General features: G+C 62.2%; 13 protein-coding genes. All 13 read right to left on the reverse strand.

Going from position 1 to position 16,191, the window contains the following annotated elements; genetic code table 11:
* Window positions 1–58: 58 nt before the first annotated feature.
* Window positions 59–1,429, reverse strand: coding sequence for an MFS transporter (locus AC1DVN_RS04350; RefSeq protein WP_019744239.1), 1,371 nt, complete (start codon window positions 1,427–1,429; stop codon window positions 59–61).
* 84 nt (window positions 1,430–1,513) lie between these two features.
* Window positions 1,514–2,083 (reverse strand): hypothetical protein, encoded by a 570-nt coding sequence (locus tag AC1DVN_RS04355; RefSeq protein WP_477993504.1) that lies wholly within the window; start codon window positions 2,081–2,083, stop codon window positions 1,514–1,516.
* A 142-nt stretch (window positions 2,084–2,225) separates the two neighbouring features.
* Window positions 2,226–3,524 carry an HAD-IB family phosphatase gene (locus tag AC1DVN_RS04360; protein ID WP_477847424.1) on the reverse strand — a complete coding sequence of 433 codons (1,299 nt, stop codon included), beginning with the start codon at window positions 3,522–3,524 and terminating at the stop codon, window positions 2,226–2,228.
* 82 nt (window positions 3,525–3,606) lie between these two features.
* Window positions 3,607–4,380, reverse strand: coding sequence for an ethanolamine ammonia-lyase subunit EutC (gene eutC, locus AC1DVN_RS04365; protein WP_020969011.1), 774 nt, complete (start codon window positions 4,378–4,380; stop codon window positions 3,607–3,609).
* Window positions 4,377–5,801: an ethanolamine ammonia-lyase subunit EutB gene (locus AC1DVN_RS04370; RefSeq protein ID WP_477993506.1), complete on the reverse strand. Its 1,425-nt coding sequence runs from the start codon at window positions 5,799–5,801 to the stop codon at window positions 4,377–4,379. The genes eutC and AC1DVN_RS04370 overlap by 4 nt, the downstream gene beginning before the upstream one ends.
* Entirely contained in the window at window positions 5,798–7,270 is a 1,473-nt protein-coding gene (gene eat / locus AC1DVN_RS04375) for an ethanolamine permease (protein ID WP_003941913.1), read from the reverse strand. The genes AC1DVN_RS04370 and eat overlap by 4 nt, the downstream gene beginning before the upstream one ends.
* 165 nt (window positions 7,271–7,435) lie before the next feature.
* Window positions 7,436–7,996 carry a DUF779 domain-containing protein gene (locus AC1DVN_RS04380; protein ID WP_019744244.1) on the reverse strand — a complete coding sequence of 187 codons (561 nt, stop codon included), beginning with the start codon at window positions 7,994–7,996 and terminating at the stop codon, window positions 7,436–7,438.
* A gap of 91 nt (window positions 7,997–8,087) precedes the next feature.
* Window positions 8,088–9,611 carry an aldehyde dehydrogenase gene (adh, locus tag AC1DVN_RS04385; protein WP_007730158.1) on the reverse strand — a complete coding sequence of 508 codons (1,524 nt, stop codon included), beginning with the start codon at window positions 9,609–9,611 and terminating at the stop codon, window positions 8,088–8,090.
* Window positions 9,612–9,753: 142 nt separating this feature from the next.
* Window positions 9,754–11,067 carry a sigma-54-dependent transcriptional regulator family protein gene (locus AC1DVN_RS04390; protein ID WP_019744245.1) on the reverse strand — a complete coding sequence of 438 codons (1,314 nt, stop codon included), beginning with the start codon at window positions 11,065–11,067 and terminating at the stop codon, window positions 9,754–9,756.
* Window positions 11,068–11,172: 105 nt separating this feature from the next.
* Window positions 11,173–12,654, reverse strand: coding sequence for a mycofactocin dehydrogenase MftG (gene mftG, locus AC1DVN_RS04395; protein WP_477847420.1), 1,482 nt, complete (start codon window positions 12,652–12,654; stop codon window positions 11,173–11,175).
* Window positions 12,651–14,048, reverse strand: a complete 1,398-nt coding sequence (gene mftF / locus AC1DVN_RS04400; RefSeq protein ID WP_020906864.1) for a mycofactocin biosynthesis glycosyltransferase MftF — start codon at window positions 14,046–14,048, stop codon at window positions 12,651–12,653. The genes mftG and mftF overlap by 4 nt, the downstream gene beginning before the upstream one ends.
* 97 nt (window positions 14,049–14,145) lie before the next feature.
* A complete protein-coding gene (mftE, locus tag AC1DVN_RS04405) occupies window positions 14,146–14,838 on the reverse strand; it encodes a mycofactocin biosynthesis peptidyl-dipeptidase MftE (protein WP_019744248.1) in 693 nt (230 codons plus the stop codon).
* Between the two features lie 101 nt (window positions 14,839–14,939).
* Window positions 14,940–16,142: an HNH endonuclease signature motif containing protein gene (locus AC1DVN_RS04410; protein ID WP_477993508.1), complete on the reverse strand. Its 1,203-nt coding sequence runs from the start codon at window positions 16,140–16,142 to the stop codon at window positions 14,940–14,942.
* Between the last annotated feature and the right edge of the window lie 49 nt (window positions 16,143–16,191).

The raw sequence follows: 16,191 nt of genomic DNA on the forward strand, positions 1-16,191 counted from the left end.
CCACCCGCCTGCTGTGCGCCTTTATTAACCGCCGGCGGTTAATAAAGGCGCACAGTGTTTACAGGGCGTGGTCCTTGGTCTCGACGAGCGCCCAGGTGCAGACCAGACTCACCACGCCGAGGATTGCCAACATGATTCCGATGGCCATACTCCCGTAGGCCGAGGCCAGCGGTGCGGCGATCAGCGGCGGCACTGCGCCACCGAGCACTCCGGCGAGGTTGTAGCCGAGGCCGGCACCGGTGTAGCGGTAGCGGGTCTGGAACATTTCCGGAAGCAGCGCACCACAGGGGCCGTACGCGATTCCGAAGATCATCAGCGTGCCGAACATTCCGAGGATGAACGCGATCGGTGTTCCGGTGTCCAGGAGCGGGAACAGAATGAGCGCCCACACCACAGCCAGACCACAAGAGATCATGATGACCTTGCGACGCCCGATGCGGTCCGAGTACAAGGCGGAGACGATGATCGCCGCACCGAAGACGAAGGCGGACGCGATACCGACCGACAGGACGAACGGGCGGGAGAAGCCGAGGGTCTTGGTTCCGTAGCTCGTGAGGAACGCCGTGCCCATGTAGAAGAACGCGAACAGGCAAGCGAGGGCGCCGGCCGAGAGCAGGATCTCCTTGGTCTGGAACCGCCAGGCATCCAGGAACGGGAGGGTGCGAGGTGCTTCGTTCTTCTGCTCTGCAACGCGCTCTGCCTGCTCCGCCTTGAAGACCGGGGTCTCCTCGATAGCGAGTCGCATGTAGAGGCCGATGCCGACCAACACGATGGAGAACAAGAACGGGATACGCCAGCCGTAGTCGAGGAAGGCCTGATTGGTGTCGCCGAGAACAGCGCCGGTGATGAGGAATGTACTGCTCGAGAGCACGAAGGCGATTGCAGGGCCGAGCTGCGGGAACATCGCATACAGACCACGTTTGCCCGGTGGGGCGTATTCCGCGGTGAGCAGAGTTGCGCCTGCCCATTCACCACCGACCGCGAAGCCTTGGCCGAATCGCAAGAGCACCAGGATGATCGGAGCCGCAACACCGATGGTTGCCGCACCGGGCAGCAAGCCGATCAGGAGCGTCGAGATACCCATGAGCAGGAGCGTCGAGATCAGAGTCTTCTTGCGACCGATGCGATCACCGAAGTGTCCGAACAGCATTGCGCCGACGGGCCGGGCGATGAATGCGACTGCGAAGGTCGCAAACGATGCGACGGTTCCCGCGGTGGCACCGAGCGCGGGGAAGAATACCGTCGGAAAGACAAGTGCCGCAGCAGTTCCGTAGATGAAGAAGTCGTAGAACTCGATGGTCGTGCCGATGCAGCTCGCGATCGCGACGCGCCGCACACTGGTGGTCTGCGGGGGTTGTGTCGCGCCTGCGGCACTCGCACCCCCGGCGCCGGCGGCGCTGTTGCCGCCTGTGGGAGAGACTGTGGTCACTCGATTCCTCCGTGGTCCCGTGGTGTCGCCCTGTGGGCATCACCGTCGATAGGAGGAAAGGTAGTGATGTGGCTCACCCCTGCACTACCCCCGAAAGGGGGTAGGAGTGATCTCGGTCACGACTTGTATGCAATGGTAACGAGTTTCACGGCTCTTCACATGCCGTGGGCCGTCCGATTCGTTCACACGAATCGGACGCCACTTGGACTCCCCCGCTTGAACTTTCGCGAGAGCATCCGAGAAGAGATCCTGGTAGCGGGACAACCGCGGAACGAATGCCGACAAATCGTCGAACAGGTTTGCAGCCCGGCGGTCCAGCTCGGCAAGGGAATTCGCGTCTGCGTCGTCGATAAGTGCAACGAACTCCTCGTCCAGCGGAACGAAAGCCTCGTACACCTCGCCGATGGAGTCCTCGTCGATCGAGACCCGCTCAGCGTCCAACTGATCTTCGAGTTCCGCGAGGCCTTTCTCGGTCAGGCTGATGGCACCTTCTGCTTCGGCCGCTTTTCCCTGCGCGACAAGTGCGTCGTACGCAGCTTGACCGGACGCTGCGCTGACGCCCAAGTGCTCGGCCAGTACAACCGCTCCGACCCGCTCCTTGAGACGCACTGCTTGGAGCAGTGCCAACTCGTCCACATTGCCAGCGAAGGCCATCGATTTCTCCTACTCACGTGCCGCCTCTGCGGCTCCAGCATCACAGCGGACACCCGTGGGTTTCCGCAGCCCGACAAAGGGCTCGAAAGAATCAGATCACACGCCGATCGATCGTTGTGAAGTCACCGCAGCAAGCCGACTGTCACGCGACGGAATCGACCTGATCGGGGATCACGCTGCCGTCCGCACGAGTTACGGCGCCTTTGGCCCCGGCCGCGTCGGTGTAGGCATCGGTCGAGCAGCGATAGGGAGCATCCGCCTGTGCTTTCGGTTCGATGAACATGGGGTTGACCAGCCATTTTCCGTCACTGTTGTCGTAGGCATTGCACATCAGTTCGGGATTGTTGCGGTTGATCACCAGGCGCGCACCGGTCGCATCTCCGAGGAACGTCACGTCGGTGACAGAATCACCGGCAGCAAACACCTGACGCCGATCGGCAGGCAACTGCTCGAACGCCGTAGGCCCTTGGACCCCGTAGACAACCTCGTTGACCTGACACCGCTTCCCATCGATGTACGGAATGACCGAGTCGTCACCGTCCGCAACCCCACCACATCCCCGCAGGCGCCCCGTCAGAACGCCGCCCTCGACGATCGGCCGAACTCCCATCACGTGATCGGCATCCAATCCCAGCTGCTCCGACCAGACTCGAACGACCGGTTCGGCCGACGCGGAGATGATCCGCACGTCGAATCCATGAGCGCCGAGGGCTTTCACCAAATCTTCGATTTGCGCGTAGTAACGCACCGAGCCGTCGACTTCCGTGGTACCGACGGTCTGATCGGATCCTTCTGCAGCAGCGAGATTCTCAGCACGCGCTGCGCGGGCGTACTCGGTGATCTCGTCCTCGGTGTGCCCTGCCATCAACTGCACCGCCCACGCGTATGCAGCCTTGGTCCGGCGGTGATCGTAGCCGTCGAATGCAACCTGTCCGTCGCGAGTTTTCTCCTCGAGTACCGCAACGATCTCGTCAGCGCAGTCCAAGTCGGTACTGGTTACCAAGGGTTGACCCGCGGCGGTCTCCGAGCCACACGCGGCGGAAAGTGCGGCAGCGCCGGCTGGAGTCATGAAGCGACTGGTGGTTGCCCAGTCCGCTCCCACGGGCTGTAACACCTTGTTGTTCTTGATCATCCAGAATGCAGTGGCGCTTCCGATGTCGTTCTTGACAACTGTGTTGTCCCAGTCGAAGAGCGCCAACGGAGCGCCGTCATCGACATCACCTGCAGCTCCACACGTTCCGAACTCCGTCATCATGGCATCCAACCTCACACGGTTGTCGCCGTACCACGCCAGACTGGGATCCAACACCGCGCAGGATGAACCACTCTGCGCCGCATCCTCTTTCGTGGCACTCTCGGCCGAACTACATGCAGTTGCACTCAACAGGACACTACCTACGGCCAACGCACACAGGGCGCGGGCATGCAGCGAACGGAACATCGATTCCCTCATTTTCGTCGTGATTCGGGTACGACGGCATACCCGAGTGTCGATCGACCCGGGTATGCCGTGCAGCTGTCAACTAGTCGAGCGTCAGCACTTCTCCCGACGCAACGGCGTCGGCGCGAGAGGTGTCCTTGAGGTCGACGCCGGAGCGGCCCAATTGGCGCGCTCCCGTCACCAACCCAAGGACGACACGAGCAGCCTGCTCGTATCCGAGGCCCTCGGGTGGGTGGACATTGGAAATGCAGTTTCGATCCGCGTCGGTACGACCGACGCGCGGAAGGTGAGTCAGATAGATCCCGACGCTGTCCGCAACGGAGAGCCCTGGACGTTCGCCGATCAGGACGATGGCCGTCTGCACTCCCATCGCGGCGGCGATGTGATCACCCAGTGCCACACGGGCATTCGTGGCGATCACCGGCGGCGCAATCGAGTACTGCTCCCCCAACACCGTGACCAACGCGGACAGTAGTTGCTCGCCGTGGTCCATCAGTGCTCGCGGGGAGAGTCCGTCGGCGAGGATGAACCCGATTTCCTTGTCGGAGCTCTTGATCGCGCTCAGGTCCGCGGGTTGTCGCCCCAGGTCGGGTCTCCGTAGATACTCGCTGCGGGTGGAGACGCTGCTCGCGACCACCACCGGTGCCCCGATACCCACCCCGTCGACCCGACTGGCGAGAGTCTCGGAATCGAGTGGCTCGTGCACTGCGTCGCGGGCTGCGGCGTGTGCTGCCTTGAATTCGAGAACCCGCTTGGTGGGCAACGAATCTCCGGCACGCCCCAGCCCGATACGCGATTGTGTGGTCTTGCGCAGTGGACCCCAGAAATCGAGGATCGGCGCCTGATCTTCGGTCATGAGTTCACCGTCAAAGCCCGCAGCGGCGACATTTCGGCGTCGATCGGAAGAACCCGACCGTTTGCGTCGGTCATCCCCAAGTTGTGGAGCCAGGTCTCGAACTCCGGGGCGGGCTGCAAACCGAGGACCTTACGCACGTACAACGCGTCGTGGAACGCCAGACTTTGATAGCCGAGCATCACGTCGTCGGCGCCGGGCACCGCGATCACGAACGCCGCGCCGGCGACGCCCAGCAAGGTGAGGAGGTTGTCCATGTCGTCTTGATCGGCTTCGGCGTGGTTGGTGTAGCAGACGTCCACTCCCATCGGCAGCCCGAGGAGTTTTCCGCAGAAGTGATCCTCCAAGCCCGCGCGAATGATCTGCTTGCCGTCGTAGAGGTACTCGGGACCGATGAAACCGACCACCGTGTTGACCAGCAGCGGCTCGAGATCTCGGGCCACGGCGTATGCCCTGGTCTCGAGTGTCTGCTGATCGACCGGGACTCCACCGGTGCCGTAGTGGGCACCTGAACTGAGGGCGGACCCCTGCCCTGTCTCGAGGTACATGACGTTGTTGCCGACCGTTCCGCGGTTCAAGGAGCGTCCGGCCTCGTTACCCTCGCGCAGTAGCGGAATGTCCACTCCGAAACCGGAATTGGCGCCTTCGGTACCGGCAATCGATTGGAAGACAAGATCGACCGGCACCCCCGATTCGATCAGTCCGATCGTGGTGGTCACGTGAGAGAGCACGCACGACTGAGTCGGGATCTCGAATCGCTGACGGATGTCGTCGAGCAGGTGGAGCAGATCCGAGGTGGCCTGGGGTGAATCCGTCGCGGGGTTGATGCCGATGACGGCGTCGCCACATCCCATCAGGAGACCGTCCAATGTGGCCGCCGCAATGCCGCGTGGATCGTCCGTCGGGTGGTTTGGCTGGAGTCGGGTGCTCAGCCGTCCAGGCAGTCCGATGGTGGTGCGAAACCCCGCGGTGACCGTGATGGCCTTGGCGACGGCGATCAGGTCCTGATTGCGCATGATCTTGCTGACCGCGGCAACCATCTCGGGGGTCAGACCGGGACTCACGGCAGACAAGCGTGCTGAAGCTTCCGGCGCCGACGCAGTCTCGAGCAGCCAGTCCCGTAATCCGCCAACAGTCAGGTGGGCCACTGGCGCAAATGCGAGGCGATCGTGGCTGTCGATGATGAGCCGGGTCACCTCGTCGTCCTCGTACGGAACCAACAGGTCTTCGAGGAACACCGTCAACGGAAGATCAGCCAGAACCCATTGGGCAGCAGCGCGTTCGGCATCGGAGCTTGCCGCGCAACCGGCGAGTTCGTCACCCGACCGCAGTGGTGTCGCTTTTGCCATCAGATCGACGAGACCGTCGAACGAGTAGTTGGTTCCGGATACCTGCTGGTGATACTTGGCCATCCCGCGACTCATCCCAATTCTTCTTCCGCCTGTGCAAGTACAGCAAACTCCTCGTCCGGCGAGTTGGCAACAAGGTGGTGGCGACTGTAGAGACCGAAGTACGCCATCAGAACGCCGAAGGCGACCAAGGTGAGCAGTGCCGCAACGGGATCGACCAGGAAGGTGGCCACCACCGACACTGCCGCGATCACGAGCGCAAACGAGGTGGTGGCGATACCGCCGGGCGTGCGGTACGGGCGCGGCATGTTCGGCTCACGCTTACGAAGAACGATGTGACTCACCATCATCAGGACGTAGCTGACTGCCGCGCCGAACACCGCCATGTTGAGCAACATGGCACCTTCACCGGTGAGTGAGAGCGCGAAGCCGATGATTCCGGGAACGACGAGCGCGAGAGTGGGGGCCTTGCGCTTGTTGGTCACCGACAGGTTCTTCGGCAGGTAGCCGGCGCGGGAGAGCGCAAACGTCTGGCGTGAGTACGCGTACATGATCGAGAAGAAGCTCGCGACCAGACCGGCAAGTCCGATGTAGTTGACGGCCTTTGCCGCTCCGCTGTCCCCCAGAGCCTCGACGAGCGGATTTCCGGAGGTGGACAGGGCGTCGGCGCCGAGCGCGCCGGTGGCGAGGAAGAGAACCGTTGCGCCTGTGACGATCAGGATCAACATGCTGATGATGATGCCGCGGGGGACGTTCTTCTCCGGTTCACGCGCTTCCTCGGCGGCCAGCGGCACACCTTCGACGGCAAGGAAGAACCAGATCGCGAAGGGCACGGCGGCCCAGATTCCGAGCAGACCGAATGGCAGGAACGACGACGATCCGACTGCGCTGGTGTCGACGGCGATATCGGTGAGGTTGGACGAATCAAAAAGGCCGACAGCCGAAACCGCGAACACGACCAGGCCGACGAGTGCAATGGCGGTGATGATGAACATCGCCTTGAGTGCCTCACCGGCGCCGGTGAGGTGAATGCCGATGAAGATCGCGTACACCGCGAGGTACACCCACCACCCGTCGGTGATCCCGAACAGGTTCAGGGACTCGACGTACGCACCGATGAAGGTCGCGATCGCTGCGGGTGCTATCGAGTACTCGATGAGAATTGCTGTGCCGGTTGCAAATCCGCCCCAGGGCCCCATGGCCCGTCTGGCAAACGTGTATCCACCACCAGCGGCAGGAAGTGCCGACGACATCTCGGCCATACCGAGCACCATCGCCAGGTACATCCCCGCGATGACGACGGCCGCGATGAGAAGGCCACCGAAACCACCTTCGGCCAGACCGTTGTTCCAGCCGGCATAGTCACCGGAAATCACATAGCTGACACCCAACCCCGCAAGCAGCACCCACCCTGCTGTTCCCTTTCGGAGTGTTCGTTTCTCCAGATACGAATTGTCTTCCGCATGGAAGTCTGCGCCGTCGTGGTGTGCACCCGCGGCACCGGCGTTTTTGCCGGTTGCGTGGTCGGAAAGAGACATGTCCATCCTCTGAATCGGTCAAGAATGAGACGACGCACGGTGGACGCGTCGCGTGAAATGAACGGTATGTGGGCGATGTACGGAGAAGGTCGCCTGGAGATGACCGTGCTGTTAACTGGCTGTCATGTGAGCGGCCCCGAGTCTGTTCAGATCTTCTTCAGGCGGCCGTTCTCACGATCGGGCGGCCGCGCCTGGCACCGGGCAGGCATCGACGGCCTCGGCGACGACCTGGGGAACTGTCGGGGGCGATGGACGCACGCCCGCTTCCCAATCAGCGCCTACGAGAATGCTCGACGCGCCGAGTGCTTCGTTTTCGTCCGGTGTGAATGCCCTTGCTCGACTGAGGAATCTGAATCCTTCAGGAGACTCCAGGCTGAATCCGCTGCCGCGGCCGGGCACGACGTCCAGCACCAACTGGGTGTGCTTCCAGGCTTCGAACTGTGATCCGGAAATCCAGACCTGTACAGCGTCGGTTCCGGTGGGAAGGTCTTCGGGAATCTCTCCGACAGCAAGTCGGAGATCGACGATTCCGAGTAGTACGTCACGGTCCCCGACGATGAATTCGCCTGAGGGATAACACATCGGGGCCGAGCCGTCGCAGCATCCGCCGGATTGATGCATCATCAGTTCGCCGTGAGTCCCGCTGAGGCGGCGTAGCAGGTCAGCCGCCCCAGCGGTGGTCACCAACCGGGGTGGAACGGCGCCGGTATCGGGTGTGTCCGTGGCGCTCATTCCAACCTCCGTGTGTTTGTGCAGGTTTCGCGTGTTGCAGTCTTGCGCACCGGCACCCGCAGCGAGGGGCTCACGGGTGCCGGTGGGTCGATCAGAAGAAGCCCTGAGCCTTCTGGGCGTAGCTGACCAGGAGGTTCTTGGTCTGCTGGTAGTGCGAGAGCATCATCAGGTGGTTCTCGCGGCCGATGCCGGACTGCTTGTATCCACCGAAAGCGGCGTGTGCCGGGTACTGGTGGTACGTGTTGGTCCAGACGCGACCGGCCTGGATGTCGCGGCCTGCGCGGTACGCGACTCCGCCGTCGCGGGACCAGACACCGGCGCCCAAACCGTAGAGCGTGTCGTTGGCGATTTCGATGGCCTCGTCGTAGTCCTTGAACGAGGTGACCGAGACGACGGGTCCGAAGATCTCTTCCTGGAAGATGCGCATCTTGTTATTGCCGGTGAACACCGTCGGCTGGACGTAGTAGCCGCCGGACAGGTCTCCGCCGAGTTCGGCCCGCTCACCACCGGTGATGACCTTGGCGCCTTCGGCCTTGCCGATCTCGATGTACGAGAGGATCTTCTCGAGCTGATCGTTGCTGGCCTGGGCACCGATCATGGTGTCGGTGTCGAGCGGATCCCCTTGGCGCACAGCCTTGGTGCGAATGGCGGCCATCGCGAGGAACTCGTCGAAGATGTCTTCCTGGATCAGCGAACGTGACGGGCAGGTGCAGACCTCGCCCTGGTTGAGGGCGAACATCGTGAAGCCCTCGAGTGCCTTGTCCTGGTAGTCGTCATTGGAGGCGAGGACGTCGGAGAAGAAGATGTTGGGGCTCTTGCCACCGAGTTCGAGGGTCACGGGGATGAGGTTCTGCGACGCGTACTGCATGATCAGGCGACCTGTGGTGGTTTCACCGGTGAACGCGATCTTCTTGATACGCGGGCTCGACGCGAGCGGCTTTCCGGCCTCGACGCCGAAGCCGTTGACGATGTTGAGCACACCGGCAGGCAGCAGGTCACCGATGATGCCGATGAGGTGCAGGATCGAGACGGGTGTCTGCTCGGCAGGCTTGAGCACGATGGCATTGCCGGCAGCAAGGGCGGGAGCGAGCTTCCACACGGCCATGAGGATCGGGAAGTTCCACGGAATGATCTGGCCGACTACGCCGAGCGGCTCGTGGAAGTGGTACGCCACGGTGTCGGAGTTGATCTCCGAAAGCGAACCTTCCTGTGCGCGAATAGCTCCCGCGAAGTAACGGAAGTGATCGATGGCGAGCGGAATGTCGGCGTTGAGGGTCTCGCGGATCGGCTTGCCGTTGTCCCACGACTCGGCGAGTGCGATGGATTCGAGGTTCTCCTCCATACGATCAGCGATCTTGTTCAAGATGATCGCGCGCTCGGCGACCGAGGTCTTGCCCCAGGCCGGAGCTGCTGCGTGCGCTGCGTCGAGAGCGAGCTCGATGTCTTCTGCGGTGGAACGAGCCACATCACAAAAATTCTGTCCGGTCACCGGTGTCGGGTTCTCGAAGTACTGACCCTTGACCGGAGCAACCCATTCGTTGCCGATCCAGTTGTCGTATCGAGACTGGAAGGACATGATCGCGTCGGCGGTACCTGGGCGGGCGTACACGGTCATTGCAAGCTCCTATGTAAACGTGATCTTCCTGGGCGCACCCACCAAATCGGTGACTGCAATCCCACCCCCGGTGGGGTGTGATTCACAACACTAGGAGTTGCAACGTTGCAAGTACGTTGCGTGCGAGAAACGCAGATGATTCTCAGATGCCCAATTGGCGGTCGAGGAGATCAATTCTTGCCTGGACCTGCGAATACAGCGGAGATTGAGGATCCAACGTGGACAGGTAGGCCTCCCACACGACGGAGTCTTCGCGCCCGTGTACGGACGTGGTCCACCGGGCCAGAAGGTTGGCGTCACCTCCACGCAGCAGAGCCGCCTGAACCCTGGTGCGTAGTTCTTCCCGCACCTCTTCGATTCCCGGGGAGGCCGAGCCTGCCAGTACCGGGCCCGAATACAGTTTCATCGCCGTCGCTGCGTCTCCGCGATCCAACGCCGCCCGCACGTCGCCGACGTCTGTCGTGAACTCCGTGATGATCCGATAAGGACGCGAAGCCAGCCGGTCGGCACCGAAAACCTTACGAAGCCGCGACATTTCCGCGCGAATGGTCACTGCGTCGAGCTCCCCCTCGTCGAGCAGGACCGCAAGGTGGTCGGAGCTCAGACCCTCCGGATGTTCGGAGAGCAGAAGGAGAATCTCGGCGTGACGCTGCGAAATCGGGATGCGGTCACCGCCGCGAACCAGCGTCGGCCGTCCGGCACCGAATGTTTCGAGGCGCGGAGCCGTCGCGCTGAGCGGGATAGGCGAGTTCAAGAGGTGGAATCGCAATTCCGATTCGGCGGCCGCAACAGTTGCACGGATCAGCGACAGCACTTCGGGAACTGCGACCCTGGGACCACCGGTGATGTCGATGGCACCAAGGATTTGCCCAGTGGTGGGATCGTGGACGGGTGCGGCCGAACAACTCCAGTCGTGCACGGTTCGGTTGAAATGCTCGGATCCGAAAATCTGTACGGAGTGATCGAGAGCAAGCGCCGTTCCCGGCGCATTGGTGCCGACACGATCTTCGCTCCAGTCGGCGCCTTCGACGAAGTTCATGGACAACGCCTTGTCCTTGGCCGAGTTGTCACCCTCGACCCAGAGCAGTCGACCGTGTGCGTCGCTGATCGCGATCAGCAATCCGGTCTCGGCAGCATCTTCCACCAGGAGTTTCCGAATCACCGGACGGATCAGTGACATGGGATGCGCGGACCGATATTTTTCGAGTTCCAACCCTTCGAGCATCTCAGGGTTGCCGACAACATCAGGATTTACTCCCTTGTTGCGGCTCCGCATCCAGGACTCGAGCACGACCGAACGGACATGGGAGTCGTCGGTCAGCCCCTGGCCGGGCACGCCGCGGGCATCGATGAACGACTGATGGGCAGACGAAAGTCGCCGCGCGAGTAACGCGACGTCATCCCCTGGCCTGACCGCCACCCACGGGTTGCCGGACACAGCCTGTTCACGTGCCATATTTTGCGTTCCTCCGCTCCGTGGACCACTGTAACGCCGATCACAGCCCATAGGCGAGAACGACCATTCGGTATGACTGTCGACCTAGCCTGCTGCCCCTCGCGGTCACTCGTCACCGAGCAGGATGGCGCTTGCTCGTTCCGCGACCATCACCGCGGTCGCGTGTGGGCCGCGGGTCGGGATCGTCGGCAGGATTGACGTGTCAACAATACTGAGTCCTTGCGCGCCGATCACACGGCACCGATCATCGACGACTGCGAACGGGTCCGATTCGGCGCCCATCACGCAGCTACCGGACATGTGCAAGGACGTACCGAGGCGAGATTCGATCCACTCGTCGGTGTACTCCACGACGGGGCGATCGATCAACCCGGTCTCGGCGATCGACTCGAGAAGGTTCTCGGCGATCTGCATTCCTTCCCGAATGGCTGCTCGATCGTGCGTCGACGCGACGTAGTTGTATCGAATACGCGGTGCCCCAGCGGGATCCCCCGATGCCAGTTCGATGCTCCCACGACTGCGCGGCGCCATGAGGACCACCCCGACGCCGTGATCCATGCGAGGCACACCGGGAACCAAGTCTGTGAAAGATGCGGTGTACGGGCGGATTTCAAGCTCGGCGAGATTGAGTGCAGTCTCCAGCACCGGTGTCTGCGAGCGAATCGTACGAGGCGTCGAAAAATGGTACGGCAGCAGCACTTCCGGATGGTCGACGAAGTTCTGGCCGACGCCAGGTCGATCGAGAATGACGGAAACTCCTTGCTCTGCAAGTTGTTCCGCCGGTCCAACACCGGAATTCAAGAGAATGTGCGGCGTCGCCACCGCACCCGAACACACGATCACGTGGTCGGCACGAATGCGTCGGACGTTGCCGTCGTCGAGAACGTCGACGCCGATCGCACGGGTTTCCGAGAATACGATGCGAATGACGTTCACTCCGGATTCCACCCGCAAATTCGGGCGGTGCAATGCCGGCATCAGATACCCGATCGCAGTACTGATCCGACGATGATCCGCCACGTTCAGTGGCACTCGGCCGACGCCGAACGAGTCCGGCGCATTCTTGTCGACGTCGTCGGGAAAGCCTGCTCCGAGCGCTGCCGCATGAAACTCACCGCTCAGTGGATGCAGTTGGTCCCACGCTCGACGCTCGACCGGGATCGGACCGGCGGTCCCGTGGAACTCGCCCTCGAAATCACGATCCGTCTCAGACTTCTTGAAGTACGGCAAGACGTCGTCGTATCGCCAAGCACTCGGCCAGTTCTCGAAATCTGCGCGGGTCGCGCGCGTGAAGTACGCACCGTTGACGGCCCCGGACCCACCGAGTGTCCGCCCGCGCGCAATCGTGGACGCCCGACGCGGTGTCAGTTCGACCGGATACGTCCACGTGTATTCGCTCGCAGGTCCGACCGGCAGTCGGTACGGATCACCCAGGACGTCCGGAAGTTCGAGCGCCGAACGATATCCGCTTCCCGATTCGAGGAGCATCACCGTGGCGGATGGATCTTCGCTGAGCCTGGCTGCGACGACGCAGCCACACGTGCCACCACCGACAACCAGGAAGTCTGCGTAGTCGGCTTCTGTCACTTGGTGATTCGAGGTTTCAGCGCCGCCCAGTCGCGAGCGTCGAACGCGCCCCGCCAGAGTCCGGCTCCATACGCGATGTCATCTGCTCGTTTGAAGAAGACGTACCGAACCGGACCCAGCCCGCCTGGCTCACGGTGGCGATACCAGTCCACCAAACCTTCGGTGACGGCCGCAGCGACGGCCAGTCGCCGAATTCGACGGGAAGCGATCACCGCCAGAAGAGTCACCGGCCAGTAGTGACGACACATCGCCGAGGCGAGTTGCCAGAATCCTCCGACAAACCCCTGCGCAGTGAGGATCGCTGCGATCCGGGTGGGCTGACTCAGCCCGTTGAACATCTTTCGCAGGCGATACACCGTGAAGAGCAGAGCGCCCAGCGCACTCGCAAGACCGGAACGGGTCAGTGTTGCGGCGGCGATGCACGCGAAGAGCGTCGAGAACGACATCGCCATCGGCGGAACCGAACCCTCGTGTCTTGCAGCCAACGGCGCCGCGCCCGTGCCGTAGAACGCTCTCCTGGCGAACCACTTGTCGAACTGAACTCGATGATCGTGGGCGACATGCGCAACCGGTTCGTACCTCAGTCGCCAACCCGCAGCCTGCAGTCGCCAGCAGAAATCGACGTCCTCGGCCACTTCGAGACTCTCGTCGAAACCGTTGCATTCGAGTGCCACGTCGCGCCGGACGATCACGGCCGCGCTGGGAACATAGGCGACCGGACTTCCCGACTTCACCGCAGCTTCTTTGCGTCCGAGGTCGAGAGACGATCGCATGTTCTCGTACCGCGCCAGCGCCGTCCCGTACGGATCGAGGGCGACGATGCGGGGCGCAACAAGGGCAACCCCTGGATCACTGAAGTGGCCCAACATCAACTCGAGCCAACCGGCACGCGGTATGACGTCGGAGTCGAGGAAAGCTACGAAACGTGTTTGGGCCGAACGCAATCCCGAGTTTCTCGCTGCCGAGGGTCCGCGGGCGCTCTCGTGCCGCACCACTGTGATGGTTCCGGTGCCCGGGCAGGCGCGACGGGGCTCCACCGGCACTTCCGAACCGTCGTCGACAACGATGACGGTCAGATCCTTGAGGACGGGCAGTAGGCGTTCGACGCCGGCCTGGTTGTCCTTGACCGGAATCACGACGGTGACATCTGCCGCAGACGGTGTCGACATCGGACGAGGATTCGCGACGCCTGAATCGAGAAGGTGACGAGCAACCGCAGCGCTCTGCTGATCGACCACCTCGAGGAAGCCGTCACCGATCATCGCCGCAGCCGTCGGAGCCAGCTTGAGCATCCGTGTCGGAGAGCCGCCGATGAGCACCCGGCCGCCCGAGTACGTGCGCACCTTGGGGTCCAACCGAATGCCGAAGCCGTCGGGGAGTCTTGCTGGTCGCATCAGATGATCGTAAGGGACGTAGCCCGTCGTGCTGCAACTCGTCGCAGCCTCGAAAGCCGTCGCAGGTGGACCGTCCGCCCCCACTCGGTCGTGGTCGTCACCGAAGCCTCCCATCTGGACCAGGCTCCCACCGGGCCAGTCCATCCGTCACGCGTCCTACCAACTCACCGAAGATGTATGCGCCGTCTTCGGCGGTAGCCCCGACTGGATTGCCGAGAACGCCGTTTTGCGACACAGCGACCATACCGCCCGAACGCATTCCTGGCATCAGGTCCGCGATAGGAGACAAATTTCCTGTCTCAGCAAGGCTCATGTGCACCAAATCGGGCGAAAGGTGCAGCAATAGGCTCGTTTCAGTGTGCCCCGCGTGCGCATCGGCACCCGCAACAGCGCACGGCACCCAAGCGGCGTCACGTCCCTCGTATCGAAGAAGTGCCACAGCTTTGGCCAGCGCGGGACCATTTCCGCCGTGGCCGTTGACGAACAGCACCCGCTTCGTCCACCTGAACGCCGACCTTCCGTATTCGACGACGAGGGTTTCCATAGCCTCGGCACCGATCGAAATCGTGCCGGCAAACCCTTCGTGTTCGCCGCTCGCCCCGTATTCGATGGCCGGGGCCACGACGACGTCGGGCAGGGCCTGTGCGACTGCTCTCGCGATCCGAGTGTCGGTATCGAGAGGCAGGTGCGGTCCGTGTTGTTCGAAAGAACCGACCGGGACCACGACGGTGAGCGCAGTGCCTTCGAGCGCAGGACTCGGGATGGCAGCAAGGTCACGCGGAGAACTCATCCCCCGATCGTATTGGTGCCGGCCCCTCCCACCGCAACACAGCATGCGGATACACCGGGGCATGGTTGTGCCCCGGTGCTCGCGTCTCGAGTTGTTTCACTTCAGGCTGCTGTCGGTGGGCTGTTCCCACCGATCGGATGCTGATACGGATCAACCGACATCGGCGGGTAGAACACCGTCTTCCGATCCTGGCCGATCTCCACACCGCACAACAAGATCAGGTTGTCGAGATCTGTTGGGCCGCCATCGTTCCAGTGAACAATATGGTGAGCATCGCACCACCCCGACGGCGTCCCGCACCCCGGAAACGCGCACCCGCCATCACGCACCGCAAGAGCCCGTCGCTGCGGCACCGTCGCCGTTCTCGCTTCCTTGCCGCAGTCGAGCGGAACACCATTCTCATCCAACAAGATTCGGGTGACGGTGCAGTCGCAGGCGAGCATCCGTGCGGTGTCGATACTGATGGGGCCTACCCAATCGGTCCACGCGAATCCGAGTTCCTCGGTGGACGGCAACAGGTCTTTCAGAACTTTAAGGTCGGTCATGTCTTTCGCGGACGCGGTGACCGTGATGTGTGGTTTCACTCCGCCTTCGATTGGACCCAGCCCCGCTCGCTCGTACCGGCGCAGTAGTTCGCAAAACCCGTCCGCCCGTCGTAATGCCGGCGTGCGGGTGTCCTTGACGCCGTCCTTCTCCGGTGTCGGCGCCGACAGGCTCGACAACAACGTGATCAGACGGGCCCCGTTCACAGCATCCAAGTCGCCCTTCACCGTCACTCTGCCGTACAGGCCTTTCGAGGCGTAGAACTCGTTGCGCTCCGAATCTTCCCCGACCGGAACACCGTCCTCACGTTTGCCGTACTGCTTCTCGATTCGGCGGATCGCTGCCCGCACCGCATCACAATCGGCAATGTTCTTCGACGCCAACCCGAGCAGAATCCCGCGGGCCTTGTCCACATCCGCCAGGGTCATGTTCTTCGGTGGATGCTGACAAAACGACGCCACCTGACGCGCTTTCAACGCATCCACGTCACCACGGTGAAACGCATCGCCCACAACGGGTTCGAGCATCAACAACCGCGCCAACCCGACCAGCAGACCGCACTCACCGATCTCCAGATTCGTCGAACCGTGCAACCACTGCGCGATCGCCCGAAAACCCTTCCCCCCGAGAACCTCACGGGAAAACATTTCCACGATCAGCAACACCATCCGCGATTGCAACTCGTGCCGGACGCGCACCAGATCCAGAACCTCACTCTTGAGGTCCTCGGCATCCAGTTGCCATGCTTCCCGACTGTCCATGCTCAAAGTTTAATCGAACATACTTTCGATAACCAGAGACAAAACGGAC

The organism is Rhodococcus sp. P4_E4 (genome assembly GCF_056401575.1).